General features: G+C 72.3%; 26 protein-coding genes. 10 read left to right on the top strand and 16 right to left on the bottom strand.

Annotated elements, in window-relative coordinates:
• Positions 1-21 precede the first annotated feature (21 nt).
• A complete protein-coding gene (locus OHA37_RS34415; RefSeq protein ID WP_266911213.1) occupies positions 22-1,062 on the bottom strand; it encodes an NUDIX hydrolase in 1,041 nt (346 codons plus the stop codon).
• 207 nt (positions 1,063-1,269) lie between these two features.
• Here OHA37_RS34415 and OHA37_RS34410 point away from each other — a divergent pair, with 207 nt between their 5' ends.
• Positions 1,270-2,256, top strand: a complete 987-nt coding sequence (locus OHA37_RS34410) for a LacI family DNA-binding transcriptional regulator (protein WP_266913344.1) — start codon at positions 1,270-1,272, stop codon at positions 2,254-2,256.
• A 3-nt stretch (positions 2,257-2,259) separates the two neighbouring features.
• Here OHA37_RS34410 and OHA37_RS34405 read toward each other — a convergent pair whose 3' ends face one another.
• Entirely contained in the window at positions 2,260-3,264 is a 1,005-nt protein-coding gene (locus OHA37_RS34405; RefSeq protein ID WP_266911211.1) for an ArsR/SmtB family transcription factor, read from the bottom strand.
• A gap of 56 nt (positions 3,265-3,320) precedes the next feature.
• On the opposite strand from OHA37_RS34405, the gene OHA37_RS34400 reads away from it, so the two are divergent.
• Positions 3,321-4,646, top strand: coding sequence for an MFS transporter (locus OHA37_RS34400; RefSeq protein WP_443046256.1), 1,326 nt, complete (start codon positions 3,321-3,323; stop codon positions 4,644-4,646).
• Here the strand turns inward: OHA37_RS34400 and OHA37_RS34395 are convergent.
• From OHA37_RS34395 to OHA37_RS34375, 5 genes are all read right to left on the bottom strand, one after another.
• Positions 4,561-5,859, bottom strand: a complete 1,299-nt coding sequence (locus OHA37_RS34395; protein ID WP_250738901.1) for a DUF6986 family protein — start codon at positions 5,857-5,859, stop codon at positions 4,561-4,563. The genes OHA37_RS34400 and OHA37_RS34395 overlap by 86 nt on opposite strands.
• A gap of 183 nt (positions 5,860-6,042) precedes the next feature.
• Positions 6,043-7,005, bottom strand: a complete 963-nt coding sequence (locus tag OHA37_RS34390) for an electron transfer flavoprotein subunit alpha/FixB family protein (RefSeq protein WP_266911209.1) — start codon at positions 7,003-7,005, stop codon at positions 6,043-6,045.
• Between the two features lie 59 nt (positions 7,006-7,064).
• Positions 7,065-7,850, bottom strand: coding sequence for an electron transfer flavoprotein subunit beta/FixA family protein (locus OHA37_RS34385; protein ID WP_250738898.1), 786 nt, complete (start codon positions 7,848-7,850; stop codon positions 7,065-7,067).
• A gap of 201 nt (positions 7,851-8,051) precedes the next feature.
• Positions 8,052-8,600, bottom strand: coding sequence for a flavin reductase family protein (locus OHA37_RS34380; protein WP_266911206.1), 549 nt, complete (start codon positions 8,598-8,600; stop codon positions 8,052-8,054).
• A 199-nt stretch (positions 8,601-8,799) separates the two neighbouring features.
• The gene (locus tag OHA37_RS34375) at positions 8,800-9,192 is read right to left on the bottom strand and encodes a TlpA family protein disulfide reductase (RefSeq protein ID WP_266911204.1); all 393 of its coding nucleotides are present in this window, start codon (positions 9,190-9,192) and stop codon (positions 8,800-8,802) included.
• A gap of 194 nt (positions 9,193-9,386) precedes the next feature.
• Between OHA37_RS34375 and OHA37_RS34370 the strand changes: the two genes are divergently transcribed.
• Positions 9,387-10,109, top strand: a complete 723-nt coding sequence (locus tag OHA37_RS34370) for a lysophospholipid acyltransferase family protein (RefSeq protein ID WP_266911202.1) — start codon at positions 9,387-9,389, stop codon at positions 10,107-10,109.
• 70 nt (positions 10,110-10,179) lie between these two features.
• Here the strand turns inward: OHA37_RS34370 and OHA37_RS34365 are convergent, their stop codons facing one another.
• Positions 10,180-11,388: an alginate lyase family protein gene (locus tag OHA37_RS34365; protein WP_266911200.1), complete on the bottom strand. Its 1,209-nt coding sequence runs from the start codon at positions 11,386-11,388 to the stop codon at positions 10,180-10,182.
• A 221-nt stretch (positions 11,389-11,609) separates the two neighbouring features.
• On the opposite strand from OHA37_RS34365, the gene OHA37_RS34360 reads away from it, so the two are divergent.
• Positions 11,610-12,872 carry an MFS transporter gene (locus tag OHA37_RS34360; protein ID WP_266911198.1) on the top strand — a complete coding sequence of 421 codons (1,263 nt, stop codon included), beginning with the start codon at positions 11,610-11,612 and terminating at the stop codon, positions 12,870-12,872.
• Here OHA37_RS34360 and OHA37_RS34355 read toward each other — a convergent pair.
• The 6 genes from OHA37_RS34355 to OHA37_RS34330 all read right to left on the bottom strand — a co-directional run bounded on the left by OHA37_RS34355 (position 12,808) and on the right by OHA37_RS34330 (position 18,991).
• Positions 12,808-13,407 (bottom strand): transglutaminase-like domain-containing protein, encoded by a 600-nt coding sequence (locus tag OHA37_RS34355; RefSeq protein ID WP_266911196.1) that lies wholly within the window; start codon positions 13,405-13,407, stop codon positions 12,808-12,810. The two genes, OHA37_RS34360 and OHA37_RS34355, sit on opposite strands and share 65 nt — an antisense overlap.
• A 51-nt stretch (positions 13,408-13,458) precedes the next feature.
• The gene (locus OHA37_RS34350; protein ID WP_266911194.1) at positions 13,459-14,562 is read right to left on the bottom strand and encodes a threonine aldolase family protein; all 1,104 of its coding nucleotides are present in this window, start codon (positions 14,560-14,562) and stop codon (positions 13,459-13,461) included.
• The gene (locus tag OHA37_RS34345; RefSeq protein ID WP_266911192.1) at positions 14,559-15,320 is read right to left on the bottom strand and encodes an SDR family oxidoreductase; all 762 of its coding nucleotides are present in this window, start codon (positions 15,318-15,320) and stop codon (positions 14,559-14,561) included. The genes OHA37_RS34350 and OHA37_RS34345 overlap by 4 nt, the downstream gene beginning before the upstream one ends.
• Positions 15,321-15,346: 26 nt before the next feature.
• Positions 15,347-16,762 (bottom strand): DUF6421 family protein, encoded by a 1,416-nt coding sequence (locus tag OHA37_RS34340; RefSeq protein WP_266911190.1) that lies wholly within the window; start codon positions 16,760-16,762, stop codon positions 15,347-15,349.
• Positions 16,763-16,843: 81 nt separating this feature from the next.
• Positions 16,844-17,851, bottom strand: coding sequence for an alpha/beta hydrolase (locus OHA37_RS34335; protein WP_266911188.1), 1,008 nt, complete (start codon positions 17,849-17,851; stop codon positions 16,844-16,846).
• Between the two features lie 12 nt (positions 17,852-17,863).
• Complete coding sequence (locus OHA37_RS34330; RefSeq protein WP_266911186.1) at positions 17,864-18,991, bottom strand: LLM class flavin-dependent oxidoreductase; 1,128 nt, start codon at positions 18,989-18,991, stop codon at positions 17,864-17,866.
• A gap of 50 nt (positions 18,992-19,041) precedes the next feature.
• On the opposite strand from OHA37_RS34330, the gene OHA37_RS34325 reads away from it, so the two are divergent.
• Together OHA37_RS34325 and OHA37_RS34320 are read left to right on the top strand one after the other, a co-directional pair.
• Positions 19,042-19,710: a PadR family transcriptional regulator gene (locus tag OHA37_RS34325; protein WP_266911184.1), complete on the top strand. Its 669-nt coding sequence runs from the start codon at positions 19,042-19,044 to the stop codon at positions 19,708-19,710.
• Positions 19,711-19,903: 193 nt separating this feature from the next.
• Positions 19,904-20,596 (top strand): glycerophosphodiester phosphodiesterase, encoded by a 693-nt coding sequence (locus OHA37_RS34320; protein WP_266911182.1) that lies wholly within the window; start codon positions 19,904-19,906, stop codon positions 20,594-20,596.
• 38 nt (positions 20,597-20,634) lie between these two features.
• Here OHA37_RS34320 and OHA37_RS34315 read toward each other — a convergent pair whose 3' ends face one another.
• Entirely contained in the window at positions 20,635-21,174 is a 540-nt protein-coding gene (locus OHA37_RS34315; protein ID WP_266911180.1) for a GNAT family N-acetyltransferase, read from the bottom strand.
• A 134-nt stretch (positions 21,175-21,308) separates the two neighbouring features.
• On the opposite strand from OHA37_RS34315, the gene OHA37_RS34310 reads away from it, so the two are divergent.
• The 4 genes from OHA37_RS34310 to OHA37_RS34295 all read left to right on the top strand — a co-directional run bounded on the left by OHA37_RS34310 (position 21,309) and on the right by OHA37_RS34295 (position 24,411).
• A complete protein-coding gene (locus OHA37_RS34310) occupies positions 21,309-21,902 on the top strand; it encodes a DUF5134 domain-containing protein (protein ID WP_266911178.1) in 594 nt (197 codons plus the stop codon).
• 89 nt (positions 21,903-21,991) lie between these two features.
• On the top strand, positions 21,992-22,930 hold the full coding sequence (locus OHA37_RS34305) for a M56 family metallopeptidase (RefSeq protein WP_266911176.1): 939 nt from the start codon (positions 21,992-21,994) through the stop codon (positions 22,928-22,930).
• A 73-nt stretch (positions 22,931-23,003) separates the two neighbouring features.
• Positions 23,004-23,744 (top strand): phosphatase PAP2 family protein, encoded by a 741-nt coding sequence (locus tag OHA37_RS34300; RefSeq protein ID WP_266911174.1) that lies wholly within the window; start codon positions 23,004-23,006, stop codon positions 23,742-23,744.
• 37 nt (positions 23,745-23,781) lie between these two features.
• Entirely contained in the window at positions 23,782-24,411 is a 630-nt protein-coding gene (locus OHA37_RS34295; protein ID WP_266911172.1) for a TetR/AcrR family transcriptional regulator, read from the top strand.
• Here the strand turns inward: OHA37_RS34295 and OHA37_RS34290 are convergent.
• On the bottom strand, positions 24,408-25,886 hold the full coding sequence (locus tag OHA37_RS34290) for an LVIVD repeat-containing protein (RefSeq protein WP_266911170.1): 1,479 nt from the start codon (positions 25,884-25,886) through the stop codon (positions 24,408-24,410). The two genes, OHA37_RS34295 and OHA37_RS34290, sit on opposite strands and share 4 nt — an antisense overlap.
• Between the last annotated feature and the right edge of the window lie 14 nt (positions 25,887-25,900).

Below are 25,900 nucleotides of genomic sequence, written 5' to 3'. Positions count from 1 at the left end.
CCGCCCGCCGCCCGCCCCCGGCTACGGAACCGCCCGTCCCGCCTCCAGGTACGCCGCCCGGCCCCGTTCGCGGGCCCGCAGGGCCCACCGGAGCCTCTCGTACCGCACCCGCGGCAGCAGGTCCGCCGCTTCCTCCTCCGTCACGAACCGCCAGGCCCGCAGCTCCGGTCCGGGCAGCCGCAGCCGCCCGGTCTGCGCCGCCGACAGCCGACCCCCGTCGAACAGCAGCCGCAGGCCGCCGTAGCCCGCCGGCGGCCCAGGCGGCTCCCAGTCCACGACCAGGAGCTCGGGGAGGCGCTCCAGTACGAGCCCGAGTTCCTCCTCGACCTCCCGTACCCCCGCGCACGCCGGGGCCTCCCCGGCCTCGACGACCCCGCCGGGGAACTCCCACCCCGGCTTGTACGTCGGGTCGACCAGGAGCACCCGGTCCGCGTCGTCGAAGAGCAGCACCCCGGCCGCGACCGTCTCGCGCGTCGGCTGCGGGGTCTGCACGATGTCGCAGACCCGGGCCGTGCCGGTGCGTACGGCCTCGGCGATCCGCTCGGCCGTCTCCCGTACGGTCAGGGGCCCGTTGTCGATGACGTGCGCGTCGGCCGCGAGCCAGCCCAGCGCGTGCTGGTAGGCCGGAATGTGGTCGTAGGCCCACTGCCGCACCCGCAGGTCCGCGTCCGCCGCCGACCCGGGCTCCTCCCGGGTCGCGATCCGCTCCCGGAGGATCGTTTCCTCCGGGGCGAGCAGCACGTGCCGCACCGCGATCCGACGCGCCGCGAGCCCGCCGAAGATCTCGTCGCGGTACTCCTGCCGCAGCAGCGTCATCGGGACCACCAGCACCCCGCCCAGCTCCGCCAGCATCGCCGCCGCCGTGTCCACGACGAGCCGCCGCCAGCTCGGCAGGTCCTGGTAGTCGGACACCTCCGCGAGGCGTTTGCGCGGCAGCAGCACGCGCAGCGCGTCACCGATGAACTCCGGGTCGAACAAGGTGCTCTCCGGCAGCAGGCCGGTCAGCTCGCGCGCTGTGCTGCTCTTCCCGGCGCCGAAGGTGCCGTTGATCCAGACAATCACGTCTGCCCCTCTCCCGATGCCCCCAGTGGCTTGCCCGCACCACCCTGCCACGGAAACCCCGGTGCCCCTCCGAGTGCTTATCCTCAAGGTCAGGGGCCTGTCCGCAGCGTCGGGCCCGCACCGTCACAGCGCCCGCCCCTCCGGAGGTCCGACACCGTGCCCCACACCCGCCGCCCGTCCGAGCCGCGCTACGGCAACCGGCCGACCATGAAGGACGTGGCGGCCCGGGCCGGCGTGGGCCTCAAAACGGTGTCACGCGTGGTCAACGGGGAGCCGGGGGTCACCCCGGACACCGAGAAGCGGGTCCAGGAGGCCATCGACGCGCTCGGTTTCCGCCGCAACGACAGCGCGCGCGTCCTGCGCAAGGGCCGTACCGCCACCGTCGGCTTGGTCCTGGAGGACCTCTCCGACCCCTTCTACGGGCCGCTCAACCGGGCCGTGGAAGAGGTGGCCCGCGCCCACGGCGCCCTGCTCATCAACGGCTCCAGCGACGAGGACCCCGAGCGCGAGCGGGAGTTGGCGCTCGCGCTGTGCGCCCGCCGGGTGGACGGGCTCGTGGTGATCCCGGCCGGGAACGACCACCGCTATCTGGAGCCGGAGATCCGGGCCGGGGTGGCCACGGTGTTCGTGGACCGCCCGGCGGGCCGGATCGACGCGGACGTGGTGCTGTCCGACAGCTTCGGGGGCGCCGTGAACGGGGTGGCGCACCTGATCGCGGGCGGCCACCGCCGGATCGGCTTCATCGGCGACCAGCCGCACATCCACACGGCGACCGAGCGACTGCGGGGCTACCGCGCGGCCATGGCGGACGCCGGCCTGCCGGTCGACGGGGCCTGGGTCTCGCTCGGCACGACGGCCCCGGAGCGGGTCTCGGCCGCCGCCCGGGCGATGTTGTCCGGGCCGGAGCCGGTCACGGCCCTCTTCGCGGGCAACAACCGCGTGACGGTCACGGCCGTACGCGTCCTCGCGTCCCTGCCCCGCCCGGTGGCCCTGGTCGGCTTCGACGACTTCGAACTGGCCGACCTGCTGAACCCCGGCATCACGGTCATCGCCCAGGACGCCGCGGCCCTGGGCCGCGTGGCCACGGACCGCCTCTTCCAGCGCCTGGCGGGCGCCGACCTCCCCCCGTCCCGCATCGAACTCCCCACCCGCCTGATCCCCCGCGGCTCGGGCGAGCTCCCGCCGGCCGACTGACCCTCACGGCTCCGGGTTCCCGGCCGCCCGGGCGTCTCCGGCCAACTCGTCGCCGAGCGGGCTGCGCCGGTAGAGGACCTGTCGTCCGTCGCGCGCCCTGCTCAGCAGGCCCGCGGCGTGCAGCACCCGCAGGTGCTGGGAAACGGCGCTCGGAGTGACCCGGAAGCGGCGGGCGATCTCGCCCGTTGCCAGCGGCTCGTCGAGCAGGCCGAGCAGCCGGGCACGGGGAGCGCCGATGAGCGCCACGAGCGCGGGTTCGTCCGCGGTGGGCGGCGGGGTCCACAGGGTCGCCACCCCCCGGCTCGGGTACGCCAGCGTGGGCGGCTCCTCGGGGCTGACCGGGGGCGCCGGCTTGTGGACGAAGACGGACGGCAGGAGGAGCAGTCCACGCCCGGACGCGGCGACGCGGTGGCTGTTGATCATCGCGCCGATGTGCAGGACGCCGTCGTTCCAGCGCAGGTTCGGGTGCATGTCGGCGAACAGCCGGCGCGCGCCTCCCACGGCCAACTGCCGTGCGCGGTAGGTCATGTCGGCTTCCAGCAACAGTCGCATCCGCGGCCACGCCGGCCGGACGGCCGCCTCCCAGTAGCTGCGGAGCAGGTCGCAGATGTCGTCGCGGAGTACCTCGACCGCTGCGTCATCGGCGCGATCCGCCGCGCTCAGCGGGTCGGGGAGCGGGTCCGGGGCGTGCGCGGCCAACAGGTCGCGGCGGACCGTGTCGGGGGAGGTGGCCCGGACGGCGGCGAGTTCCGCCTCGAAGTCCGGGGCGAAGCTCGCGGGCCGCGGGGTCAGGAAGTCGGGCAGCGTGCGCCTTTGGGCGACCAGGGACATCAGCAGAGCCGTGTCGAGCGCACCGAGCCGGCCGAGCACGCTCCTGCGCCACGGGAGGTGCACCGCCGACAGGCCCGGCTCGCGCAGCACCCGCAGGCTCAGCACGGTCTCGCCGAGCGGCGAGAGGGCGAAGCGGGTGTCGGCGAGGTCTTCGACACCGAGCTCGAAGCTGATCATTAAGCAATACGCTACATCAATTTGCGGTGCACCGCGGGTGCCGTGGACTTCCCTCCATGACACGAACGGCGGGCCGGCAGGCCGAGATGAGCCGCAGGACGGTACTGACCCTGGCGTCGGTCTGTGCGGTCGCGGTGGGCACCCTCTACTTCCCGCAGGCGATCAGCCCGTTGATCGCCGCCGGGCTGGGCACCTCCCCCGATGCGGCGTCCCTGGTGGTGACCGCCACCCAGGTCGGCTACACGGCCGGGCTCTTCCTTCTGGTGCCGCTCGGCGACCGGTTCCCCCACCGCCCGCTCCTGGTCACCCTGCTCGCCCTCACCGGACTGGGTCTGCTCGCCGCGGGCTGCGCCCCGAGCCTCGGGTTCCTCGCCGCCGCCGGGATGTTCACCGGGATCACCACGGTGGCCGCGCAGATCATCGTCCCGCTGGCGGCCGGGCTGGTGGGCGCGGACCGCCGAGGGGCGGTGCTGGGCACCCTGCTGGCCGGGTCGATCGGCGGGATGCTGCTGGCCCGCACCTTCGGTGCGACGCTCGGCGAATGGCTGGGATGGCGGGCCCCCTATCTGGTGGCAGCCGTTCTCCTCCTGCTGCTCGCGGCCGTCCTGGCCGTGTCGGTACCGCGCACGCCGCCGCCCGCCCGGCGGCCGTACGGGGCGCTGCTCGCCGACTCCCTGCGCCTGCTGCGCAGCGAATCGCGGCTGCGCCGCTCCTGCCTCTACCAGGGAGCCGTCTTCGGTGGGTTCTCGGCCGTCTGGACCTGTGCGGCGCTTCTCCTCACGGGTCCGGCGTACGGTCTGGGGCCGCAGGCCGTGGGGCTGCTCGCGCTGGTCGGCGGGGCCACCATGTTCTGCACTCCGCTCGCCGGGCGCATGGTGGACCGGTGGGGCCCCGATCCGGTGAACCTCGTCTGCCTGCTCGCGGTCCTCGTATCGGCGGCGGTCCTCGCGGCGGGAGTCCGGGGCGGCGTGCCGGGTCTGGTCGCCCTGACGGTGGGCACGCTGGTGCTGGACATCGCGATGCAGGCCGGCATGATCGCGAATCAGGCGCGGGTCTTCGCCGTGCGGGCCGACGCGCGGAGCCGCCTCAACACCGCCTACATGACCTGCGCCTACCTGGGCGGGAGTGCCGGGTCCTGGCTCGGTGTGCGCGTCTACGGCCGGGCCGGCTGGCAGGGCGTGTGCGTGCTCGTGGCCGCTCTCGCCGCCGTGGCTCTGACGCACCACCTGACGACAGGACGCAGTGTGGCCCGGCCGGGATCCGCCCGGCCGGGCCACGTCGTCACTGCCGAACGCCTCAGGCGGTGGCCGTCAGCGTCGCCGAGCGGCGCGGGATGGCGAAGGCGTCGAGTTCCGCGCGGGTCAGGCCGGTCAGGGCGGTGACCTCGTCGGCGCCGACGGCGCCGCAGTCCAGGCCGCGGACCAGGTAGCCGGCCAGCGCCTTCGCGGTGGCGGGCTCGTCCATGACGTCGCCCTCGATCTTGGCGACGTACGCCTTCAGGCGCGCGGCGGCCGTCTCCAGGCCCTCGCGGTAGAAGACGAACACGGCCGCGTAGCGGGTCGGCAGGTGCGCCGGGTGCATGTCCCAGCCCTGGTAGTACGCGCGGGCCAGGGCGCGGCGGGTGAGGCCGTAGTGCAGCTTCCAGGCCTCGTGGACGTGCTCGGTGGTGCCGATCGGCAGGACGTTGGTCGAGCCGTCGGAGACGCGCACGCCGGTGCCGGCGGCCGCGACCTGCATGATCGCCTTGGCGTGGTCGGCGGCGGGGTGGTCGCTCGACTGGTACGCGGCGGAGACGCCGACGCAGGCGCTGTAGTCGAAGGTGCCGTAGTGCAGGCCGGTGGCGCGGCCCTTGGAGGCCTCGATCATCCGGGCGACCGCGGCGGTGCCGTCGGAGGCCAGGATGGACTGACTGGTCTCGATCTGGATCTCGAAGCCGATCCTGCCGGGGCGCAGGCCGCGGGCGGTCTCGAAGGCCTCCAGCAGCTGCACGAAGGCGGTGACCTGCTCGGGGTAGGTGACCTTGGGCAGGGTCAGGACCAGACCCTCGGGCAGGCCGCCGTGCGCGAGCAGGCCCGACAGGAAGATGTCGGTGGTCCGGATGCCGCGGTCGCGGACGTTGGACTCCATGCACTTCATCCGGATGCCCATGTACGGGGCGTTCGTGCCGTTGGAGAAGGCTTCGGCGACGAGGCGGGCGGCGCGGGCCGCGGCCTGGTCCTCCTCCTCGTCGGAGCGGACACCGAAGCCGTCCTCGAAGTCGACGCGGAGGTCCTCGATGGGCTCGGAGGCGAGCTTGGCGCGGACGCGGTCGTAGACCGGTACGGCCAGCTCGTCGGAGATGCCGAGTACCTTGGCGAAGGTGGCGGCGTCCGGGGCGTGCTCGTCGAGGGCCGCGAGGGCCTGGTCGCCCCAGGTCCGGATGGTGTCCGCGGCGAAGACGTCACCGGGCACGTAGACCGTGTGGATCGGCTGACGGGTGCCGGGGTCGCCCGGGTAGTGGCGCGCGAGTTCCGCGTCCACCGGCTTGAGGGAAGCGCTGATGCCCTCGCTGACCGCGCCTGCGAGGCTCGTCGCCACCTTCTCCTGCTGACCCATCGTGCACTCTCCTCTTTTCCGCTTCACGGAATCTTAGATCCGCATTACAGAATTTAGTCACGGGGTTCCGCTCAGTCAATGGTCCCTCCGCCGCCTGGGACAAACGACTCGGGGCCGTGCGGTGAGAAACACCACACGGCCCCGGAGACCACTTACTCGCAGGTCAACGCCTGCGACAGGGTTTTAGCCCTTGCGCGCCTTGATCTCGTCGGTCAGCTGGGGGACGACCGCGAAGAGGTCGCCGACCACGCCGTAGTCGACGAGGTCGAAGATCGGGGCCTCGGCGTCCTTGTTGATCGCGACGATCGTCTTGGACGTCTGCATGCCGGCGCGGTGCTGGATCGCGCCCGAGATGCCGGAGGCGATGTACAGCTGCGGGGAGACCGACTTGCCGGTCTGGCCGACCTGGTTGGAGTGCGGGTACCAGCCGGCGTCCACGGCGGCGCGCGAGGCGCCGACGGCCGCACCGAGGGAGTCCGCGAGGGCCTCGATGATGTGGAAGTTCTCGGCGCCGTTGACGCCGCGGCCGCCGGAGACCACGATCGCGGCCTCGGTCAGCTCGGGGCGGCCGGTCGACTCGCGCGGGGTGCGGGAGGTGACCTTGGTGCCGGTGGCCAGGGCGCCGAAGGTGACGGCGAGCGCCTCGACGGCGCCGGCGGCCGGGGCGGCCTCGACCGGGGCCGAGTTCGGCTTCACGGTGATGACCGGGGTGCCCTTGGAGACGCGGGACTTGACGCTGAAGGACGCGGCGAACGCGGCCTGCGTCGCGACCGGACCCTCGTCACCCGCCTCCAGGTCGGTGGCGTCGGTGATGATGCCGGAGCCGATGCGGACGGCCAGGCGGGCGCCGATCTCCTTGTTCTCCGCGGAGGAGGGGAACAGTACGGCCGCCGGGGACACGGCGGCGTACGCGGCCTGGAGCGCGTCCACCTTCGGTACGACGAGGTAGTCGGAGAACTCCGGGGCGTCGGCGGTGAGGACCTTGACGGCGCCGTGCTCGGCGAGCACGGCGGCGGTGGCCTCGGCACCGGCGCCGAGGGCGACGGCGACGGGCTCGCCGATGCGGCGGGCCAGCGTCAGCAGTTCGAGGGTGGGCTTGCGGACGGCGCCGTCGACGTGGTCGACGTAGACGAGGACTTCAGCCATTGGGGATGCTCCTGCGAATGCGAAGTAGTCAGGGGGCGTTTGAGAAGGGGCCGAAGCTCTTAGATGAACTTCTGGCCGGCCAGGAACTCGGCCAGCGACTTGCCGCCCTCGCCCTCGTCCTTGACGATCGTGCCGGCGGTGCGGGCCGGACGCTGGGTCGCGGAGTCGACCGCGGTCCAGGAGCCTTCGAGGCCGACCTCGTCGGACTCGATCTCCAGCTCCTCCAGGTCCCAGGACTCCACCGGCTTCTTCTTGGCGGCCATGATGCCCTTGAAGGACGGGTAGCGGGCCTCGCCCGACTGGTCCGTCACCGAGACGAGCGCCGGGAGGGAGGCCTCCAGCTGCTCGCTCGCCGAGTCGCCGTCGCGGCGGCCGGTGACGACGCCGTCCTCGACCTTGACCTCGGAGAGCAGGGTGACCTGCGGGACGCCCAGGCGCTCGGCCAGGATCGCCGGGAGAACACCCATGGTGCCGTCGGTCGACGCCATGCCGGTGATGACCAGGTCGTAACCGGCCTTCTCGATCGCCTTGGCGAGCACCAGCGAGGTGGCCATGACGTCGCTGCCGTGCAGGTCGTCGTCCTCGACGTGGATGGCCTTGTCGGCACCCATCGACAGCGCCTTGCGCAGCGCGTCCTTCGCGTCCTCGGGGCCCACCGTCAGGACGGTGATCTCCGCGTCGTCGGCCTCGTCGGCGATCTGCAGCGCCTGCTCGACGGCGTACTCGTCGAGCTCCGACAGCAGGCCGTCGACGTCGTCACGGTTGACGGTCAGGTCTTCGGTGAACTGCCGGTCGCCAGTGGCGTCGGGCACGTACTTCACACAGACAACGATCCTCAGGCTCACGCCGGCTCTCCTACCGCATCGACATTTCTGGTACCGCCTTGTTCAGGCAGCATAGGCGCCATCTCGGGCCGTTCCCGCCGGGGCGGCCCGCGCCCCGTTCAGGAATGTTACTCGTCAGTACACAGCGGGTTCCGCCAGGTTGCAAGGCCGGTGAACTGTGATCTGGCCAACGCCGGTGGAACCGGCCCCAGCAGGGACGATTCAGTCCCTCAACGCGTTGAAGCGCCCCTGGTGGTACAGCAGCGGCCTGCCCTCCCCGGCCGGGTCCCCCGCAGGGTCTCCCGCCGGGTCCCCGGCGACCGCCTCCGCGATGATCACCCGGTGCTCACCGGCCGGAACCCGCGCCACGACCCGGCACACCAGCCAGGCCAGCACGCCGCCGCCCAGGACCGGAACCCCGTGCGGGCCGGGCGCCCAGTCGGTGGCAGGTCCGAAGCGGTCGGCCCCGTTGCGGGCGAACAGGCCCGCCAGCTCCTCCTGGTGCTCGCCGAGTATGTGGACCCCGAGGTACTCCGAGTCCCGTATCGCCGGCCAGCTGGAGGACCCGGTGCCGATGGTGAACGACAGGAGCGGGGGGTCCGCCGAGACGGAGTTGAGGGAGGTCGCGGTGAAACCCACCGGCCGGCCGCCGCTCTCGGCGGTGATCACGGCGACGCCCGCGGCGTGCCGGCGGAACACCGAGCGCAACAGCGCGGGCGAGCCGGGCAGGCCTGCGCCCACCCGTGGGGACGGAGCCGTCGGAGCCGTCATCAGGAGGTGTCCCGTCCGTAAAGCAGGAGTTCATACCGCATATCGCAAGCCTGGCGATCTCTCGTGTACACAGTCAAGCCTCAACGGGCAGATGTAGGGCGCGTCACGCTGCGTGCGGACGTGCGTACCGGCTCACCGGACGCCCGGCTCCCGCGCCGGCCGGGGGCCGCGCCCCGCGCCCGCCGGGTCCGCGCCCGGCTCATACGGCGGCGCCCAGGGCGGCGATCACGTCGGCCTTGCGCGGCATTCCGGCGGCCCGCCGCACGATCCGGCCCTCCGCGTCCAGGACCAGTACCGTCGGGGTCTTCTCGATGCCGAGGGCCCGTACGAGGTCCAGGTTCTTCTCGGCGTCGATCTCGATGTGCCGGACGCCCCCGACCAAGGCCGCGACCTCGTCCAGGATCCGCCGGGTGGCCCGGCAGGGCTGGCAGAAGGCACTGGAGAACTGCACGAGCGTGGCCCGCTCCCCCGGCTCGGCGCCCAGTTCGGCGATGCCCAGCCGGCCTTCGCCCACACCCTCGACCCGCTCGCCTGCGCGCACCCGCGCCCCCGTCTCCGCCGTCGCCTGCCCGTACGGGCACCCGTCCATCATCCCGGTACGTTCATACGCTGATCGAAGCGCCCCGCGGGCACGCCGCATTCCCGGCGTGACGAGAATCTCGCCGGGCACGGGCGTCTGGGCTGGCCTGCGGCTCTCGTATGGGGCACGATCCCCATGGCCGCGTACCTACGCTGCCGTAACTTCCGGCCGGGAGCACCTCCAGGCAGAAAGCGGGGCCTCCCCACATGGCTGAGTTCGTCTACCCCCCGGTAATCGGCGCCGCACACACCCTCTTCCGTGCGCTCGACGTCCGCATCGACATGAAGGGCACCGAGAACATCCCGCGCAAGGGCGGGGCGGTTCTGGTGTCGAACCACATCGGCTACCTCGACTTCATCTTCGCCGGGCTGACCGCGCGCCCGCAGAAGCGGCTCGTCCGCTTCATGGCGAAGGAATCGGTCTTCCGGCACAAGGTGTCCGGTCCGCTGATGCGCGCGATGAAGCACATCCCGGTGGACCGCGCCCAGGGCGAGACGGCCTACCAGCACGCGCTCGACTCCCTGCGCTCGGGCGAGATCATCGGCGTGTTCCCGGAAGCGACGATCTCCCAGTCCTTCACGCTCAAGAGCTTCAAGTCCGGTGCGGCGCGCATGGCCCAGGAAGCCGGCGTCCCGCTGATCCCGGTGGCGCTGTGGGGCACGCAGCGGATGTGGACCAAGGGCCGCCCCAAGGACCTCAAGCGCAGCCACATCCCCGTGACGATGCGGGTGGGCGAGCCGCTGGAGGCTCCCGCCGACCAGTACGCCGGGGCCATCACCCGCCGGCTGCGCGGACGGGTGCAGGAGCTGCTGGACGCCGCCCAGGCCGCCTACCCGGCCAAGCCCAAGGGCGCCGAGGACTCCTGGTGGCTGCCGGCCCACCTCGGCGGCACCGCGCCGACCCCGGAGCAGGTCAAGGAAGCCGGCTGAGGCCTGCCCCTGACGACGGACTGCGGCCCCGCCCATCGGGCGGGGCCGCAGTCCGTCGTCAGGGGTTCGGTCAGTTCGGGTTCTGGGCGTGGGTCAGCGTCTCCCACGCCTCGAAGTGGTTCTCGGTTCCCGCCGGGCGGCGGCCCTCGGTGAGCCTGCGGGTGTTCTCCATCGTGACGCCGAGCCGGGTGTGCAGGGCGTTGTAGCCGACCTCGGTCGCCGGGCCCAGGCCCTTGGCCAGGCTCCCGCCGCACAGCCAGGAGGGCACGGCCCCACCCAGTTCGTACGTGGCGTGGAAGCCCAGCGCGTGCCGGAACCGGTCCTTGAACTCCGGGTACAGGTCGCGCCCTTGGATGCGCGAGGTCTCGGCCACGTGCATGGTCGCCGCGATGCCCATGCCGGTGTGGCCGAAGTCCCGGCAGGTCTCCTGCGCCAGACCGTCGACGAAGGTGCTCTGGCCGTGCCAGTAGCCGATCAGCTCGCTCCTGGTGTCGATGGTGGAGCGCGGCGGGTACTTCGGCTGCGGCCCGTCGGAGGCCAGGTAGAAGTAGGCGGGCACCCGGCCGAGGTAGATCGCCATCGCCTTGTCGTAGCTCGCGCGGTCGTCGAGGTGGACGGAGATGCCGACGGCGGCGTCCATCATGATCAGTTCCCAGTTGCCGTTGCTGTTCGGCTTCCCGCCGATCACCTCGGGCAGGTAGACCTCGCGCAGCATCGTGGCGAAGCGCCCCTGGTTCGGCCAGCCGCCGGTGTAGGTGTGCTTGACGATCTCGGCGGCGCGCGGCCAGGTGGAGCCCGCCCAGCCGCTCTGCAGGGGGGCGTTGCTGTTGGTGTGGTCCTTGATCCGGGCGGACCACGCGTCCATCAGCTCGATCGACTTCTTCGCGTACCGGGCGTCGCCGGTGACGTACCAGGCGAGCGCGTCGGTGTACGCGGCTATGGCGTCCTCCCGCTCGTCGGTACAGCCGAGGTTGGGGTTGGAGTAGGAGCCGCATTCGACGATCTCGCGCGGCTTGGGCGTCCGCGACAGCGAGCCGTACCGGCTCGCGAGCATGGCGTCGAACGCCGCCTTCCAGGGCTGCTGCCCGGCCTGCACCTTGGTGCGTACGAAGTCCAGCTGGGCGCGGCTGTTCAGGACTCCGGGGTGGGCGAAGGCCGTGGGGGCGGCGGGGGTGACGGGGGTGTGGGGGGTGACGGCGGCGGAGGTGGGGGCGAGGGTCAGCGCCGCGACCAGGCCGAGGGCCGCTGCGAGCAGCCCGGCGGGGACTCCGTAACGCATGAAGCGCCTTCCGGTCGGAGGTCGGAGATCGGAGGTGAGTGCTCCTGAGGAGGGTCCGTGGGGGGATCCGTGCGGCCGAAGATACGCATGCGCATGCCAGGCTGACAACGATGTCAGACAGGAAAGTTTCCTATTGCCCGAAAATCGCGATCCTTTCGCCCTACACCGGTATGGCGTAGCCTCACACCCCTCTGCCACGTCATCCGGCGAAAGGGGCCGGGATGCCGGGGCTCGGACGGTACTTGGCCGCCGCACTGGCGGCGCGCTTCGCCTCCGAGGGCATGGGCATGGCCGTCGTGCTGCTCGCCCTCCAGCGCACCGGGAGCGCCGCACACGGCGCGTTCGTACTGACGGCTTGGCTGGCCCCGCACGTGCTCGCGGCTCCGCTCGCGGGCGCCGCCGCGGCCAGGTCGCGCCGGCCCCGCCTCTTCCACGTGGGCGCTCTGGCGGGATTCACCGCGGCCGTGGCGGCCCTGGCGTTGCTGCTCGGGCGGGCTCCGACCCCGGTGGTGCTCGCGGTGGCGGTGCTCGGCGGCTCCTGCGGGCCGATGGTGACGGGCGGGCTGTCGAGCCTGGTGGCGGGACTGGTTCCGGCCGGCCCCGCGCGCGACCGGGCGTACGGCTGGGACGCCTCGACCTACAACGGCGCGGCGGTGACCGCCCCGGCGGCCGTGAGCCTCGTCGCGGCCTTCGGCTCGGCCGGGCCCGCGATGGCGCTCCTGGCCGCGTCGGGCGCGCTGGCGGCGGCGCTGGCGGCGACCCTTCCGTACGGGAGCCCGCACGGAAGCCCGGACCCCGGCCCCGGCGCACCCCGGGTCGGGATGGGCGCCGGGCTGGCCGCCCTGTGGCGGATCCGGCAGCTGCGGGCCATCACCTCGGCCACGACCCTGGCCTTCCTCGGCCTCGGGGCGCTCACCGTCACCTCGGTCCTCCTGGCCACCTCGCTCGGCAGCCCGGGTGGCGGCGGCGTACTGATGACCGCCTTCGCCTTGGGCGCCCTGACCGGCTCCCTGACGCTGGGCAGGATCACGACCGTGCCCTCGGGCCGGCTCGCCTGCTGGGCCATGGCGGCGACCGGGGTGGCACTGACGGTGGCCGCGTTCACCCCGTCCCTCCCGCTCGCGGCCGTGGCGTTCGCCGCGGCCGGGGTGTGCGACGGGCCGCTGCTGACGGCCACCCTGCGGATCCGCTCGGAGTTCGCGCCCGACGGGACGCGGACCCAGGTGTTCACGCTCGGCGCCGGACTGAAGGTGACGGCCGCGTCCACGGGCGCCGCCCTCGTGGGGCTCGCCGCCGACGTACCGCCCTGGATCCTGGTGCTCGCGATCGCGGTCCTGCAACTGGCCGCCGCCCTGCTGCACACCGTGGTGACGGCGCGCGGCCGCCTACGGAAGACGGACGGCGCCGCCGCCCCGGCGGCTACAGCGCCGTCGGCAGGTTCCGCCACAACTGCGTCCGGTCCGCGGACTCCTGGAGCGCGTTGAGCGGGGCCGGGCGGGGTGCCGCGTACACCCCCGGGTAGTCGATCTCGCCGAGTTCAGGACGGACCGGGAAGGCCAGTTGTTCGCGGTCGAGGGTGAACTGGGCATCCACACCGGGCTTGTTGCCCCGCGGGTCCACCCGGGCCCAGCCCTCGCCGCCGGGCAGGCGCAGCGCGACGAGGCCGTGGAGGGCGAGGTTCGATCCGTCGCCGTCGCCGAGGAGCTGGTAGCAGAGGCCGGCCGGGATTCCCCGGTTGCGCAGCAGGGCGGTCAGCGCGTGGGACTTGGCGTAGCAGATCCCGTTGCGCGTCTCCAGGACGTCGGAGGCTCGCCAGGAGACGCGGTCGTCCCCGGAGTCGGCGGAGTGCGGGATGGTGTCACGGACGAACTCGAAGGCCGCCTTGGCGTATGAATATGCGTCGCCCGTGGCCGTCCACAGCGCGTCGGCGGTCTCTTCGACCAGTGGATGGCCGTGGTCGACCGCTTCATCGGCCGCCAGATAGGCGGCAACGTCGGAATGCTCCTGGATCAGTTCCATGATCCAGGAGCATACCCATGCATTCGACTGCATGCCTATGAATTTATGCCACTACCGTGCGAGCTCTTCCTTGAGGGCCTGGAGGAAGCCGTCCACGTCCTCTTCCTGGGTGTCGTAGCTGCACATCCACCGGACGTCGCCCGCGATCTCGTCCCAGAAGTAGAAGCGGTAACGCTCCTGGAGGCGGCGCGTGACCTCGTGCGGGAGCCGCGCGAACACCGCGTTCGCCTGCACCGGGTAGAGGATCTCCACCCCGTCGGTCTCGCGCACCCCGGCCGCCAGCCGCTGCGCCATCGCGTTGGCGTGGCGGGCGTTGCGCAGCCACAGGTCCTTCGTGAGGAGCGCTTCGAGCTGCACCGACACGAAGCGCATCTTGGAGGCAAGCTGCATCGACATCTTGCGGATGTGCTTCATCTGCCGGACCGAGTCCGGGTTCAGCACGACGACGGCCTCGCCGGCCATCATCCCGTTCTTGGTGCCGCCGTAGGACAGCACGTCCACGCCGACCGCGTTCGTGAAGCTGCGCATCGGCACGTCGAGCGAAGCCGCGGCGTTGGCGATCCGGGCACCGTCGAGGTGGACCTTCATCCCCTTGGCGTGCGCGTGCTCGCAGATGGCACGGACCTCGTCCACGGTGTAGACCGTGCCGAGCTCGGTGTTCTGGGTGATCGACACGACCTGCGGCATCGCCCGGTGCTCGTCCTCCCAGCCCCAGGCCTGCCGGTCGATGAGCTCGGGGGTGAGCTTGCCGTCCGGCGTGGGGACGGTGAGCAGCTTGAGGCCCGCCATCCGCTCGGGCGCACCGCCCTCGTCGACGTTGATGTGCGCCGACTCGGCGCAGATCACCGCACCCCAGCGGTCGGTGAGCGCCTGCAGGGCGGTCACGTTGGCGCCGGTGCCGTTGAAGACCGGGTAGGCCTCGGCGTGCGGGCCGAAGTGGCCGCGGAAGACCTGCTGGAGGTTCTCCGTGTACTCGTCGTCGCCGTAGGAGACCTGATGGCCCCCGTTGGCGAGCGCGATGGCCGCAAGGATCTCCGGGTGGATCCCGGCGTAGTTGTCGCTCGCGAAGCCGCGCACCGCCGGGTCGTGGTGGCGGCGGGCGTCGGTCTTGGCCGCCGACTTGCGTATCGCGGTCTTCACGGCACCGGTCTTCACGGTTGGGGGGTGAGCCACAGGCGCTGTCCGTTCACATCGGTGGCGGGCCGCTCCCAGACGCCGGCGATGGCCTCGGCCAGCTCCTTGACGTCGGTGAAGCCCGCGAACTTCGCAGTGGGACGCTCCGCGCGCATCGCGTCGTGCACCAATGCCTTGATCACCAGGATCGCAGCCGCGGCGCCCGGACCGTCCTCGCCACCCGCCTTGCGGAAGGAATCCGCCATCGCGAGGGTCCAGGCCTCGGCCGCCGCCTTGCCCGCGTTGTACGCGGCGTTGTTGGCGACCGGCTTGTGCGCACCGGACTGGCTGACCAGGACGTAGCGGCCGCGGTCGCTGCGCAGCAGCCCGTCGTGGAAGGCGAGGGAAGTGGTCTGGACGGTGCGGATGAGGAGCTTCTCCAGAAAGGCCCAGTCCGCGAGGTCCGCGTCCGTGAAGGTGGTGCTGCCGCGCCAGCCGCCGACGAGGTGGACCAGGCCGTCGATGCGGCCGAATTCCTTCTCGGTCTGCTCGGCCCAGGCCTTGGTGGCGTCCAGGTCGAGCAGGTCGACGGTGTCGCCGGTGATCGTGGCACCGCCGTGGGCGTAGCGCGCGGCGTCCACGGCCTCGGCGAGCCGGGCCGCGTCGGCGTCGGAGGCGACGACGATGGCGCCCGCCTCGGCGAGGCGGAGCAGGGTGGCGCGGCCGGCGGGCCCGCCGGCCCCCGCCACCGCCACTACCGCCCCGTGGAGCTTCCCGTTCCCGTTACCGGAGCCGTTCATCTGTGCAGCCTCCTGTGGGCGAGTGCTCACGCGGCGACCCGCGCGGCGGTCTCGCGGTCCGCGGCGTTCCCTGCCGTGATGCCCTTGGTCGAGGCGATCACGCCCTTGAGCTTCTTGGCCAGGGCCTCATAGAACATGCTCAGCGGAAACTCGTCCGGAAGCACGTCGTCCACGAGCTTGCGGGGCGGCTGCGTCAGGTCCAGGGCGTCGGGGCCCTTGGCCCACTTGGATCCCGGGTGGGGGGCGAGGTACTCCGCGACCAGCTCGTACGCCTTGAACCAGTGGACGAGCTTCGGGCGGTCGATGCCGGCCCGGTAGAGGTCCTCGATCTCGGCGCACAGCTGGTTGGTGACCTGCGGGGCGCGCATCCAGTCGATCTTCAGCTTGTTGTCCGTCCAGCGCACGACGTCGTGCTTGTGGAGGTACGCGAAGAGGAGCTGGCCGCCGAGGCCGTCGTAGTTGCGGTTGCGGTCGCCGGACACCGGGAAGCGGAACATCCGGTCGAACAGGACGGCGTACTGCACGTCACGGCCGTGCTCGTTGCCCTCGGACTCCAGCTTCACGGCCTCCTTGAAGGCGGTGAGGTCGCAGCGCAGCTCTTCCAGGCCGTACATCCAGAACGGCTGGCGCTGCTTGATCATGAAGGGGTCGAACGGCAGGTCGCCGTGGCTGTGGGTGCGGTCGTGGACCATGTCCCACAGGACGAAGGCCTTCTCGCAGCGCTCCTGGTCCTCGACCATCCGGGCGATGTCCTCGGGCAGCTCGATGCCCAGGATGTCGACGGCGGCCTCGGTGACCTTGCGGTAGCGGGCGGCCTCGCGGTCGCAGAAGATGCCGCCCCAGGTGAAGCGCTCGGGGGCCTCGCGCACCGCGATGGTCTCCGGGAAGAGCACGGCGGAGTGCGTGTCGTAGCCCGGGGTGAAGTCCTCGAAGGTGATGCCGAGGAAGAGCGGGTTGTCGTACCGGGTGCGCTCCAGCTCGGAGAGCCATTCGGGCCACACCATCTTCAGCACGACGGCTTCGAGGTTGCGGTCCGGGTTGCCGTTCTGCGTGTACATCGGGAAGACCACGAGGTGCTGGAGCCCGTCGGCGCGCTCGGCGGCCGGGGCGAAGGCCAGCAGGGAGTCGAGGAAGTCCGGTACGCCGAAGCCGCCGTCGGCCCACTTGCGCAGGTCGCCGATGAGGGCGCGGTGGTACGCGGCGCCGTGCGGGAGCAGCGGCGACAGCGCCTCGATGCCCTCGATCACGCGCTCGACCGCGGCCGGGGCGGCTGCGCGGATGTGCGACCCCTCGCGCTCGAAGTCGATGGAGCCGTCGGCCGACTGCCAGGGCCGGATCTCCTCCACGGCGGCCTTGAGCTCGGGCCATGCCGGGTGGTCGACCACCCGTACACCAGCGGTCGTCACGGCACCGCCGATGCCCGGCACAAGAGTTTCCGTCATGTCACTTCCTCCACAGGAGAACCTCACGTCGGCACAGCGTAAGCGGGTGAGGCTCTCCTTCTCAAGAGGAGATCCGGGAAATTATCCTGCGTCACCCCCGGTTTCACCGGAAGTCTTCCCGTTCTTATGCGTGGAGTCGATGACTTCGCCCAGCCGCGCCAAGGCCTGGCCCGCCTCGGGGAGCACTCCGGCCAGTGCGAGGAACCCGTGGAACATTCCGGGGTGGGAGTCAAGGGCCGAACGGACCCCGGCGCCGAGCAGCCGGTGGTGGTAGGCCTCCCCCTCGTCCCGCAGCGGATCGCAGCCGGCGACCACCACGTACGCGGGCGGCAGCCCCCTCGGGTCGGCGACGAGCGGGGAGGCCAGCGGATGGCCGCCGTCGCCGCCGGGGCCCAGGTACTGCTCCCAGAACCAGCGCAGGTGCGCCGAGGTCAGGAAGTACCCCTCCGCGTTGCTCCGGTAGGACCCGGCGTCCTGGGCGGCGTCCAGGCACGGGTAGATCAGCACCTGGAGCGCGACGGCGGGGCCCCCGCGCTCACGGGCCAGCAGCGAGGAGGCTGCGGCGAGGTTCCCGCCGGCGCTGTCCCCGGCCACCACCAGGGCGGCCCGGTCCCCGCCGAGTTCCTCGATGTGCGCGCCCGCCCAGCACAGGGCGGCGTACGCGTCGTGGACGGCGGCGGGGAAGCGGGCCTCGGGCGCCCGCCGGTAGTCCACGGAGACCAGGACGGCGCCGGAGGCCCGGCAGAGCGCCCGTGCGGTGGCGTCGTAGCGGTCGAGGTCACCCAGGACCCAGCCGCCGCCGTGGCAGAACACCACGGTCGGCCGGGGGCCCGGCCACCGCTCCGGGTCGGGGTAGTAGACGCGTACGGGGACCGGCGGCGCCCCGGCCGGCCCGGGGACCTCCCGGTCCTCCACGGCCCCCACGACGGCCGGCCGGGCCGTGGCGGGCACGGCGGCGAGGATCCGGCGGGCCTCGTCTGCGTCGGTGACGCGCCCCCCGAGGTCGGGGAAGAGGGAGGCCAGCGCGTCGGCGTAGGGACGGGCGGAGGGATCGAGCCGGTCGCCCCGGGCGGCGGTCACATCCGTCACGGCGGCAGCCCCCTACGCCCGCTGGTTCGCGAAGTGGGGGATGACCTTCTCGCCCCACTGCCGCAGGGTCTCCAGACAGGCCTCCTGCGGCACGGTCCCCATCTGGATCAGGCACATGATCTCGTCGGCCCCCGCCTCCCGCAGCCGCTCCACGTACGCGATCGCCTCGTCCGCACTCCCGTAGGCGTGGTCCGCGTTGAAGGTGGCCGTGGCGGTGGGCCGTACCGGGATGTCCTGCTCGTGCAGCCGGGCGACCACCTGCTCGGCCGCCCTGCGCATCTGCGCCCCCTCGTCGGCTCCCTCGACCACCGCCTCGTCCGGCACCCCCGTCCCGCCGTACCAGTGGCCGATGGACTGCGCGAAGAACCGCTGTCCCCGGATCCCGATCCGGCGGGCCTCCTCGGGGTCGTCGAGCACGATCGTCGGGCAGAGCACCGAGAAGTGGTCGTTGACCGCCGTGGAGACGAAGCGGCCGCCGTCCCGGCCGGCGATCGCGGCGTCGTAGACGGAGCGCATCCCCGCGATGGACTCCGGCCCGGCGAATCCCATCACGAGCGCCCCGACGCCCAGCTCCGCGGCCTGCACCAGGGTCTCGGCGCGGCTGCACGCCAGGAAGAGCGGCGGGTGGGGCCGCTGGCTCGGCCGGGGCAGGATCGGGTGCGGATCGATGTCGATGAGCTCCCCGTGGTACTCCAGCTCGTCCTCCTGCCAGGCCTTCCCGATGATCCGCAGTGCCTCCTCGACCTCCGCCGTGGTGCGGTCCCTGTCCACCCCGCACAGCGAGGTCTCCTGCACGGTCCCGCCCCGCCCGGCCCCGAGGTCGACCCGCCCGCCGGACAGCAGGTCGAGCATCGCGGCCCGCTCGGCGACCCGGACGGGGTGGTTGAAGGCGAAGGGCATGCACACGACTCCGTGGCCGATGCGTATGGTGTTCGTCCGGGCAGCGACGAAGCTCAGAAAGATTTCCGGGGCGGACATGTGGGCGTACCACTTCAGGGAGTGGTGCTCGACGGCCCAGATCCGGTCGAATCCCATCTGTTCGGCGAGTACCGCCTGCTCCACGCAGTCACGGATGACCTGGTGCTCGCGCTCCACGGTCGGGTCGGCCAGCTGTGCCTCGAAGATGACGGAGAACTTCACTTATGCCTCCAGGGTCGCGTCCCGTGCCGGGTCTCACTTCTATTCGAAATATGACTAGTAGTCAGAAGGCGAAGAAGCAAGAGCTTCCACCGACCGCGTGGGCCGTTCTCGGCCTGCTCTCCTTCCCCGGCGAGCGGACCGGCTACGAACTGAAGAAGTGGGCGGACTCCTCGCTGCGCTTCTTCTACTGGTCCCCGGCCATCAGCCAGATCTACGCCGAGCTGCGCCGCCTGGAGGAACTGGGCTACGCGGCCTCCGTGCGCTCCGGCCCCGAAGAGGCGCGGGCCAAGCGGCGCTACGGCATCACCCCCGCCGGGCGCGAGGCGCTGGCCGGCTGGGCCTCCGACGTCGCCGAGGCCGGCCCCCCGGTGCTCAAGCACGGGCTGCTGCTGCGGGTCTGGCTCGGTCACCTGGCCGAGCCGGAGCGGCTGCGTGCGATGGTGACGGAGCATCTGGAGCGCACCACCGAGGAGTTGGCCTCCGTACGGGAGGCCATGGCGCACGCGGCGACCGAGCGGGACTGGGCCTTCCCGGTGCTCGCCCTGCGCTGGAGCGAGCGCCAGCACCTGGCCGAACTGGAGCTGACGCGGGAGCTGCTCGCTGATCTGGAAGGCCTGAAGGGCATGGAAGGCTTGGAAGTCCTGAAGGGCGTGGAGACCTTGGAGAGCCCGCACGCGCAGGAACGTCAAGCCGGCGGGGACGCGCCCACGCCCGGGTGACCGCGCGGGCCGCGGCGGGGGCTCACCAGCCCCCGGCGGGCCCGTCGGGAAGCGGCCGGACGGCGTTGCGGAGGCCCCGCAAAGGCGGTTTCATCGCACGGGGGGCGCACTAGCATGCGTCCTCATATCGCGCGCGGCCGGTCGGGACACCGCGACCGCGCGCGGGGCCGCCGTCGACGGAAGCGAGAGAACCTTGACTTTCCTCACCATCGGGCACCGCGGGGTCATGGGTGTCGAACCGGAGAACACCTTGCGGTCGTTCGTCCGCGCGGAACGGTCCGGCATGGACGTCGTCGCGCTGGACGTACGGCTCAGCAAGGACGGCGCCCTCGTCGTCCTGCACGACGCCGAGGTGGACCGGACCACCGACGGTTCGGGCGCAGTGGCCGACCTGACCCTGGCCGAACTGCGCGAGCTGGACGCCGGAGACGGCGAACACGTGCCGGTCCTCGACGAGGTCGTCGACGCGGTCCGCGCCCCGCTGCGGATCCAGGTCCACGACCTCGGCGCCGTCGGGACCTTCGCCGAGCTGCTGCTGCGCCGCGATCTGACCGGCCGGGTGGAGGTGGCCTCCTTCCGCGACGAGGTGCTCGTGGAGGCGGCCCGTCTGGTTCCGGGCGTACGGACCGTGCTCTACGCGAACCAGACCCCGGCCGACGCCGGGGAGGTCGTCGCCCGGGCCGCCCTGGCGGGCGCGGAGGCGGTGGCCCTCAACATCGGCCACCTCACCCTGCACACCGTGGAGTCGGCGCACGAGGCCGGACTGCGCGTCACGGGATGGACGGTCAACACGCTGGAGCGGCTGCGCCTCGCGCGGGCCCTCGAACTCGACGGCGTGCTCACCGACTTCCCGGAGATCCGCTCCACGGGCCGCTTCACCGCCTGAGGACCGCGCACGGCGGTCCGTGGACCCCGCCCCCGCGGCTACAGCGGCTTCACCAGCAGCTCGAAGGCCAGGTCGTCGCGGAGCGGGACGCCGAACCGCTCGTCCCCGTAGGGGAAGGGGCTCATCTCGCCGGTGCGCTCGTAACCACGGCGCACGTAGAAGGCGATGAGCTCCTCCCGTACGTTGATCACGGTCATCCGCATCTCCTTGGCCGCCCACTGCTCGCGGGAGCGGCGCTCGGCCTCCGCCATGACCGCCTTGCCCAGTCCGCCGCCCTGCTGTCCGGGCCGGACCGCGAACATGCCGAAGTAGACGTGGTCCCCCCGGTGTTCGAGGTGGCAGCAGGAGACGATCTCACCGGCGCGCTCCACGACGAGGAGCATGCCCTCGGGGTGCCCCACGATCCGGGCCACGTCCTCGGCGTCGGTCCGCTGCCCGTCCAGGAAGTCCGCCTCGGTGGTCCAGCCCCCGCGGCTCGACTCTCCCCGGTACGCCGATTCCACGAGCTCCACGAGCGCCGGGATGTCCGCCTCCACGGCACTGCGGTAGGTCAAGGCCTGGGGGGCGGCGCTCGGCATCGAGGGCTCCGTTCTGCGCGAGGTCTGCGACGTGCTTCTTCCGGTGATCCCACAGAGCCTAACCTCGCCCGGCGTGATGGCCGTGTGAAGGGGGCATCTCTTCCCGTGAAGCCGACGAACCGGGAGGTTCCGCCGTGCACGGTCCCGCCACGTCCCTCTCCACCTCCGTCTCCACCGCCGTCTCCGCCTGGCTCCTCGTCCTGCTCTGCGCGGCGAGCGGTGCGTACTGTCTGCGGCGCGCGGGCAGAGCCGGTGGCGGACCGGCGGCCGGGGAGGCGGCGATGGGGTTCGGCATGGCCCTGATGGCGGTGCCGCTCCGGCTGGGCGGCGACTGGCAGGCGCCCGTGCTGGGCGTGGTCTTCTGCGGGGCGGCGCTGCACGCGCTGTGGCTGCTGCGCGGCGGACCGCACCACGCGCACCATCTGGTGGGCTCGCTGACCATGGTCTACATGGCGCTGGCCTCGGGCACCGGCGCGGCCGCGGGGGCCTCCGGCCACGCCCACGGGCACGGCGCCGGACTGCCGCTGCTCACCGGCCTGCTACTCGTCTACTACGCGGGCTACGTGGTGCTGGGCGGCGCCCGGCTGGTCACGGTCGGGGGCGCGCGGAGCGCGGGCGGCGCACTCGGCACGGGCGGACCCGGAGCACCCGCCGGACCGGCGGAAGTGATCCGCGCCTGCCGACTGGCCATGGGAATCGGGATGTTGGCGATGCTGCTCACGATGTGAGGCCGCGGGCGGGCCCGCCAAACGTGTCCTCCATCACCCTTGGCCCGGACCATACCCGCAGGTAGCCGCACGCTCCTAGGCTGAGGCCCATGATGGTCCCCGCCGTTCTCCTGCTGCTCGGCGCCCTGACCGCGGTGCTCGCACCCCGCCTGCTGGCCCGGGCCCGCTGGCCCGAGCGCGAGCCCGTCGTGGCCCTGTGGACGTGGCAGTGCGTGGTGGGCGCCGTCCTGCTGTGCCTCGCGCTGTCGATGCTGCTGAGCGCGGCCGCCGCCTGGCAGGCCGTACGGGGCGGGCTGTTCGCCCCGGCTCCGCACGGGGTGGTGGACGCCTACGGGCTGGGCGCCGGGGGCGGGCTCTGGGCCACGGGCACCGCCCTCGCACTGGCCGGCGGCGGGCTGTGGACCGGCGCCATGCTGGCCCGGGAGATCCTGCGGGCCCGCGCCCGGCGCCGCGCGCAGGGCGCCGAACTGCTGCTGCGGGCCCCTCTGCTGCCCGGCGAGCAGGCCTCCGGGGCGCGGCTCGTGGTCCTGGAGGGGCAGCGGCCCGACAGCTGGTGGCTCCCGGGTCCGGCCCCCCGGCTGGTGGTCACGACGGCGGCCCTGGGCCGGCTCAAGGGCAGTCAGCTGGATGCCGTACTGGCCCACGAGCAGGGGCACGCGTCGGCCCGGCACGACTGGCTGCTGCACTGCTCGCGAGCCCTGTCCGGGGGATTCCCGCGGGTCCCGGTCTTCGCCGCGTTCGAGGCGCAGATGCACCGGCTGGTGGAGCTGGCCGCCGACGACGTGGCCTCGCGGCGGTACGGCCGCCTGACCACCGCCCTGGCCCTGATCGGCCTGAACGAGGACCGCGGGGTCTTCGGCCCGTCCCCCGCGCCGGACGCGCACGTCCCCGAGCGGGTCCGGCGGCTGCTGGCGGCCGCGCCCCGCCTGTCGGCCGTGCGCCGGATGCGACTGACGGCCCTGGCGACACTGGCGCCGGCGATCCCGCTGCTGGTGGCGTTCGGCCCGGGGTTGGGCGCCCTCGCCTGAGGGCCGCCCGCCGGGGATCGCGGGACCGCCGCCCTTGCGGAGCATCGGCGGCGCCGGGTGCGAGGATCGGCGGATGCGGAGCGATCACGTACGGCTGCGGACCCCACTGCTGTGCGCGCTGCTCGCCGCGGCGGCCGTGCTGACGGTGCTGGTCGCCGCCCGCTGGGGTCCGCTGCTGTCCCTCGACGGGCGGATCGCGCGGGGGCTGCACGCGTACGCCGTCTCCCACCCCGGGGTCACCCACGCGATGCGGGTGCTCAGCGACTGGGTCTGGGACCCGTGGACCATGCGGGCCCTGGCGGGCGCGGCCTGCCTGTGGCTGTGGTGGCGGGGCAGGGGCCGGTGCGCGCTGCTGATCGCGCTGGCCACCCTCGCGGCCTCGGCGGTGAGTCAGGGGCTGAAGCTCCTGGTGGGGAGGGAGCGGCCGGTTTGGCCGGATCCGGTCGTCTCCGCGGACTACGCCGCCTATCCGTCGGGGCACGCCCTGACGGCGACGACGGTCTGCGGGCTGCTCGTATGGCTGTTCGCACGCGGGCCGGCGCGGCCGTTCTCCCAACCGGTGTCCCGACCGGTCTCCCGCCCGCTCACGCGGCCCCGCCCGACCCTGGCGCTGCTCGTCGCCCTCGCCGCGGTCTCGGTCCTCGGGGTCGGCTTCACCCGGATCTACCTCGGCGTCCACTGGTTCTCGGACGTCCTGGCGGGCTGGCTGCTGGGCGCGGCACTCGTGACGCTCACGGTCTCGGTTCCGGCCTCGGACGGTGCCTGCTCTGGGCGATCCCCCGTGTCGCCCAGAGCAGGCGGTCCGGCGCGCTGAGTATACTGGCTGCGAGCCAGTCAACGCAGGAGCAAGCATGTCCCCGCGCAGCGCATCGGTCAATGAAGAATTGCGCAGGCGTTCCCGGGAGCGGTTGCTGCACGCCACGGTCGAGCTGGTCGCGGAGCGGGGCTACGAGGCCACCACCCTCGGCGACATCGCCGACCGGGCCGGAGCCGCCCGCGGTCTGGTGTCCTACTACTTCCCCGGCAAGCGCCAGCTCCTGCAGTCCGCCGTGCACCGGCTGATGCACCTCACCCTGGAAGCGGCGCTGGAGCGCGAGCCCCGTACGCAGGACGGCCGCGAGCGCCTGGCCCGGGCCATCGACGCGATCCTCGGGCTGGCCCGGGACCAGCCCCGGCTGATGCGGACCCACATGGCGGGGATCCTGCAGGCGGAGGGGTTCGTGCAGTGCGTCGAGCAGCAGCGGCTCGCGGAGCTGCTGCGGGACACCGTCGTCCGGTACGGATCGACTGAGGTGGACACCGACTACCCGCTGCTGCGGGCGCTGTTGATGGGTGCGGTGGTGGCGGTGCTGCTGCCGGGCGCGCCGATGCCGGCGGCCCGGCTGCGGGCCGAGCTGTTCCAGCGGTACGGGCTGGACTGGGAGTCGGGTGTCCCGCCGGACGGTGGACCGCCCGGCGGAACGTTTCCCTCGCCCCGTTAGTGGTACACGGGCTGGGTCTGCACGTTGAGTCGGTCCAGCCACACCCACTTGGCGCTTTCGGTGCGCCAGTCGTCGAGCCTCAGCACGTCGAGGCCCTTGACGATGTCGTTCGAGTAGATGTGCCCGTTGTAGTAGTACGCGGACCAGGAGCCGCCGAGGCCGAGCTTGTCGGTGGTCAGCGGGCCCCGCTCGAAGTAGGCGATCTCCTTCGGGCTGGTGGAATCGGTGAACTCCCAGACGGAGATGCCGCCCTGGTACCAGGCCTGGACCATGATGTCGCGGCCGCCGCCGACCGGGACCAGCGAGCCGTTGTGGGCCACGCAGTTCTCGGTGTCGGCCTGCATGCGCGGGATCTTGAAGTAGCTCTTGAAGACCAGCTTGCGCTGGTCACCGCGGCCGGTGATCTCGTAGATGCCGTCGGCTCCCCGAGTGGGGCCGGTGGCCTCGTTGCAGGTGGCGCCGCCACCGCCGCCCAGCTCGTCGGTGAACACCACCTTGTTCGCCCGCTCGTTGAAGGTGGCCGAGTGCCAGAACGCGAAGTTCACGTTGTCCTGGACCCGGTCGATGACGCGCGGCTCCTCGGGCTTGCTGATGTCGAAGAGGATGCCGTCGCCCATGCAGGCGCCCGCGGCGAGGTCCTTGGAGGGCAGCACGGTGATGTCGTGGCAGCCCGTGGTCTTGGAGACGCCCGGGTTGGTGGGCCCGCCCGGGTTGCCGCCGTCCGGGAAGAGGATCGGGAAGGCCACGACCGCGGCCTGCGTCGGGCTCTTCTTGGGGACCTTCACGACCGAGATGCCGTCGTGCGGCGGCTTGCAGTCGGGGAACGCGTCGTTCGGGTTGTAGGAGGAGACGTAGAGGTAGTCGTCCCGGCCGCCCGGCACCAGCGTGTGGGTGTGGGAGCCGCACGGGGTCTCGACGGACTTGACGTACTTGGGGTTCTTCTTGTCCTTGATGTCGAAGATCCTGATGCCCTCCCACGAGGACTTCTCCGTGGCGGGCTGCGAGACGCTGTTGCAGGAGTCGTCGCTGCGCGAGGAGTCGGTGGACAGGAAGAGCAGGTCCCCGTCGACCGAGATGTCGTTCTGCCCGCCGGGGCACAGCACTTCGGTGACCTTCTTCGGCTTCCTGGGGTTGCCGATGTCGTAGATCACGAAGCCGTTGTAGTTGCCCGCGTAGGCGTACTTGCCCTGGAACGTCATGTCGGAATTGATCTGGTTCGGGTCGGTACTGGGGATGTTGGCCAGGGGTTTGATGTTGCGGCTGTGGACGATCTCGTCCTGGCCCGGTATCTCGCCGGGCGCCAACTCCCGGCCCGCGCCGGCCGCGGTGGCGGCGCTCTGTGGCGCACCCGCGCCCGGGAGCAGGTCTCCCGGATCGGGGGTGGCGGCCGCGGGTCCGGCCGCCAGTAACGTGGTGAGGAGTCCGGCCGCGGCTGCGGCCACTCCCAGGGATCTGCGCCGTCTGCTGGTGTGCATCGAGGTCACTGTGC

Source organism: Streptomyces sp. NBC_00335, assembly GCF_036127095.1.
Lineage (GTDB): Bacteria > Actinomycetota > Actinomycetes > Streptomycetales > Streptomycetaceae > Streptomyces.
Note: the sequence above shows the minus strand (reverse complement) of the source record. Positions and strands in the feature narration are given on the sequence as shown.

Excerpts from the sequence above, each read along its gene's own strand:
- OHA37_RS34410 (WP_266913344.1), top strand. The coding sequence starts at position 1,270 with ATGAAGGACGTGGCGGCCCGGGCCGGCGTGGGCCTCAAAACGGTGTCA.
- OHA37_RS34405 (WP_266911211.1), bottom strand. The coding sequence starts at position 3,264 with ATGATCAGCTTCGAGCTCGGTGTCGAAGACCTCGCCGACACCCGCTTC.
- OHA37_RS34400 (WP_443046256.1), top strand. The coding sequence starts at position 3,321 with ATGACACGAACGGCGGGCCGGCAGGCCGAGATGAGCCGCAGGACGGTA.
- OHA37_RS34395 (WP_250738901.1), bottom strand. The coding sequence starts at position 5,859 with ATGGGTCAGCAGGAGAAGGTGGCGACGAGCCTCGCAGGCGCGGTCAGC.
- OHA37_RS34390 (WP_266911209.1), bottom strand. The coding sequence starts at position 7,005 with ATGGCTGAAGTCCTCGTCTACGTCGACCACGTCGACGGCGCCGTCCGC.
- OHA37_RS34380 (WP_266911206.1), bottom strand. The coding sequence starts at position 8,600 with ATGACGGCTCCGACGGCTCCGTCCCCACGGGTGGGCGCAGGCCTGCCC.
- OHA37_RS34375 (WP_266911204.1), bottom strand. The coding sequence starts at position 9,192 with ATGATGGACGGGTGCCCGTACGGGCAGGCGACGGCGGAGACGGGGGCG.
- OHA37_RS34370 (WP_266911202.1), top strand. The coding sequence starts at position 9,387 with ATGGCTGAGTTCGTCTACCCCCCGGTAATCGGCGCCGCACACACCCTC.
- OHA37_RS34365 (WP_266911200.1), bottom strand. The coding sequence starts at position 11,388 with ATGCGTTACGGAGTCCCCGCCGGGCTGCTCGCAGCGGCCCTCGGCCTG.
- OHA37_RS34360 (WP_266911198.1), top strand. The coding sequence starts at position 11,610 with ATGCCGGGGCTCGGACGGTACTTGGCCGCCGCACTGGCGGCGCGCTTC.
- OHA37_RS34355 (WP_266911196.1), bottom strand. The coding sequence starts at position 13,407 with ATGGAACTGATCCAGGAGCATTCCGACGTTGCCGCCTATCTGGCGGCC.
- OHA37_RS34345 (WP_266911192.1), bottom strand. The coding sequence starts at position 15,320 with ATGAACGGCTCCGGTAACGGGAACGGGAAGCTCCACGGGGCGGTAGTG.
- OHA37_RS34340 (WP_266911190.1), bottom strand. The coding sequence starts at position 16,762 with ATGACGGAAACTCTTGTGCCGGGCATCGGCGGTGCCGTGACGACCGCT.
- OHA37_RS34325 (WP_266911184.1), top strand. The coding sequence starts at position 19,042 with ATGACTAGTAGTCAGAAGGCGAAGAAGCAAGAGCTTCCACCGACCGCG.
- OHA37_RS34315 (WP_266911180.1), bottom strand. The coding sequence starts at position 21,174 with ATGCCGAGCGCCGCCCCCCAGGCCTTGACCTACCGCAGTGCCGTGGAG.
- OHA37_RS34305 (WP_266911176.1), top strand. The coding sequence starts at position 21,992 with ATGATGGTCCCCGCCGTTCTCCTGCTGCTCGGCGCCCTGACCGCGGTG.
- OHA37_RS34300 (WP_266911174.1), top strand. The coding sequence starts at position 23,004 with ATGCGGAGCGATCACGTACGGCTGCGGACCCCACTGCTGTGCGCGCTG.
- OHA37_RS34295 (WP_266911172.1), top strand. The coding sequence starts at position 23,782 with ATGTCCCCGCGCAGCGCATCGGTCAATGAAGAATTGCGCAGGCGTTCC.
- OHA37_RS34290 (WP_266911170.1), bottom strand. The coding sequence starts at position 25,886 with ATGCACACCAGCAGACGGCGCAGATCCCTGGGAGTGGCCGCAGCCGCG.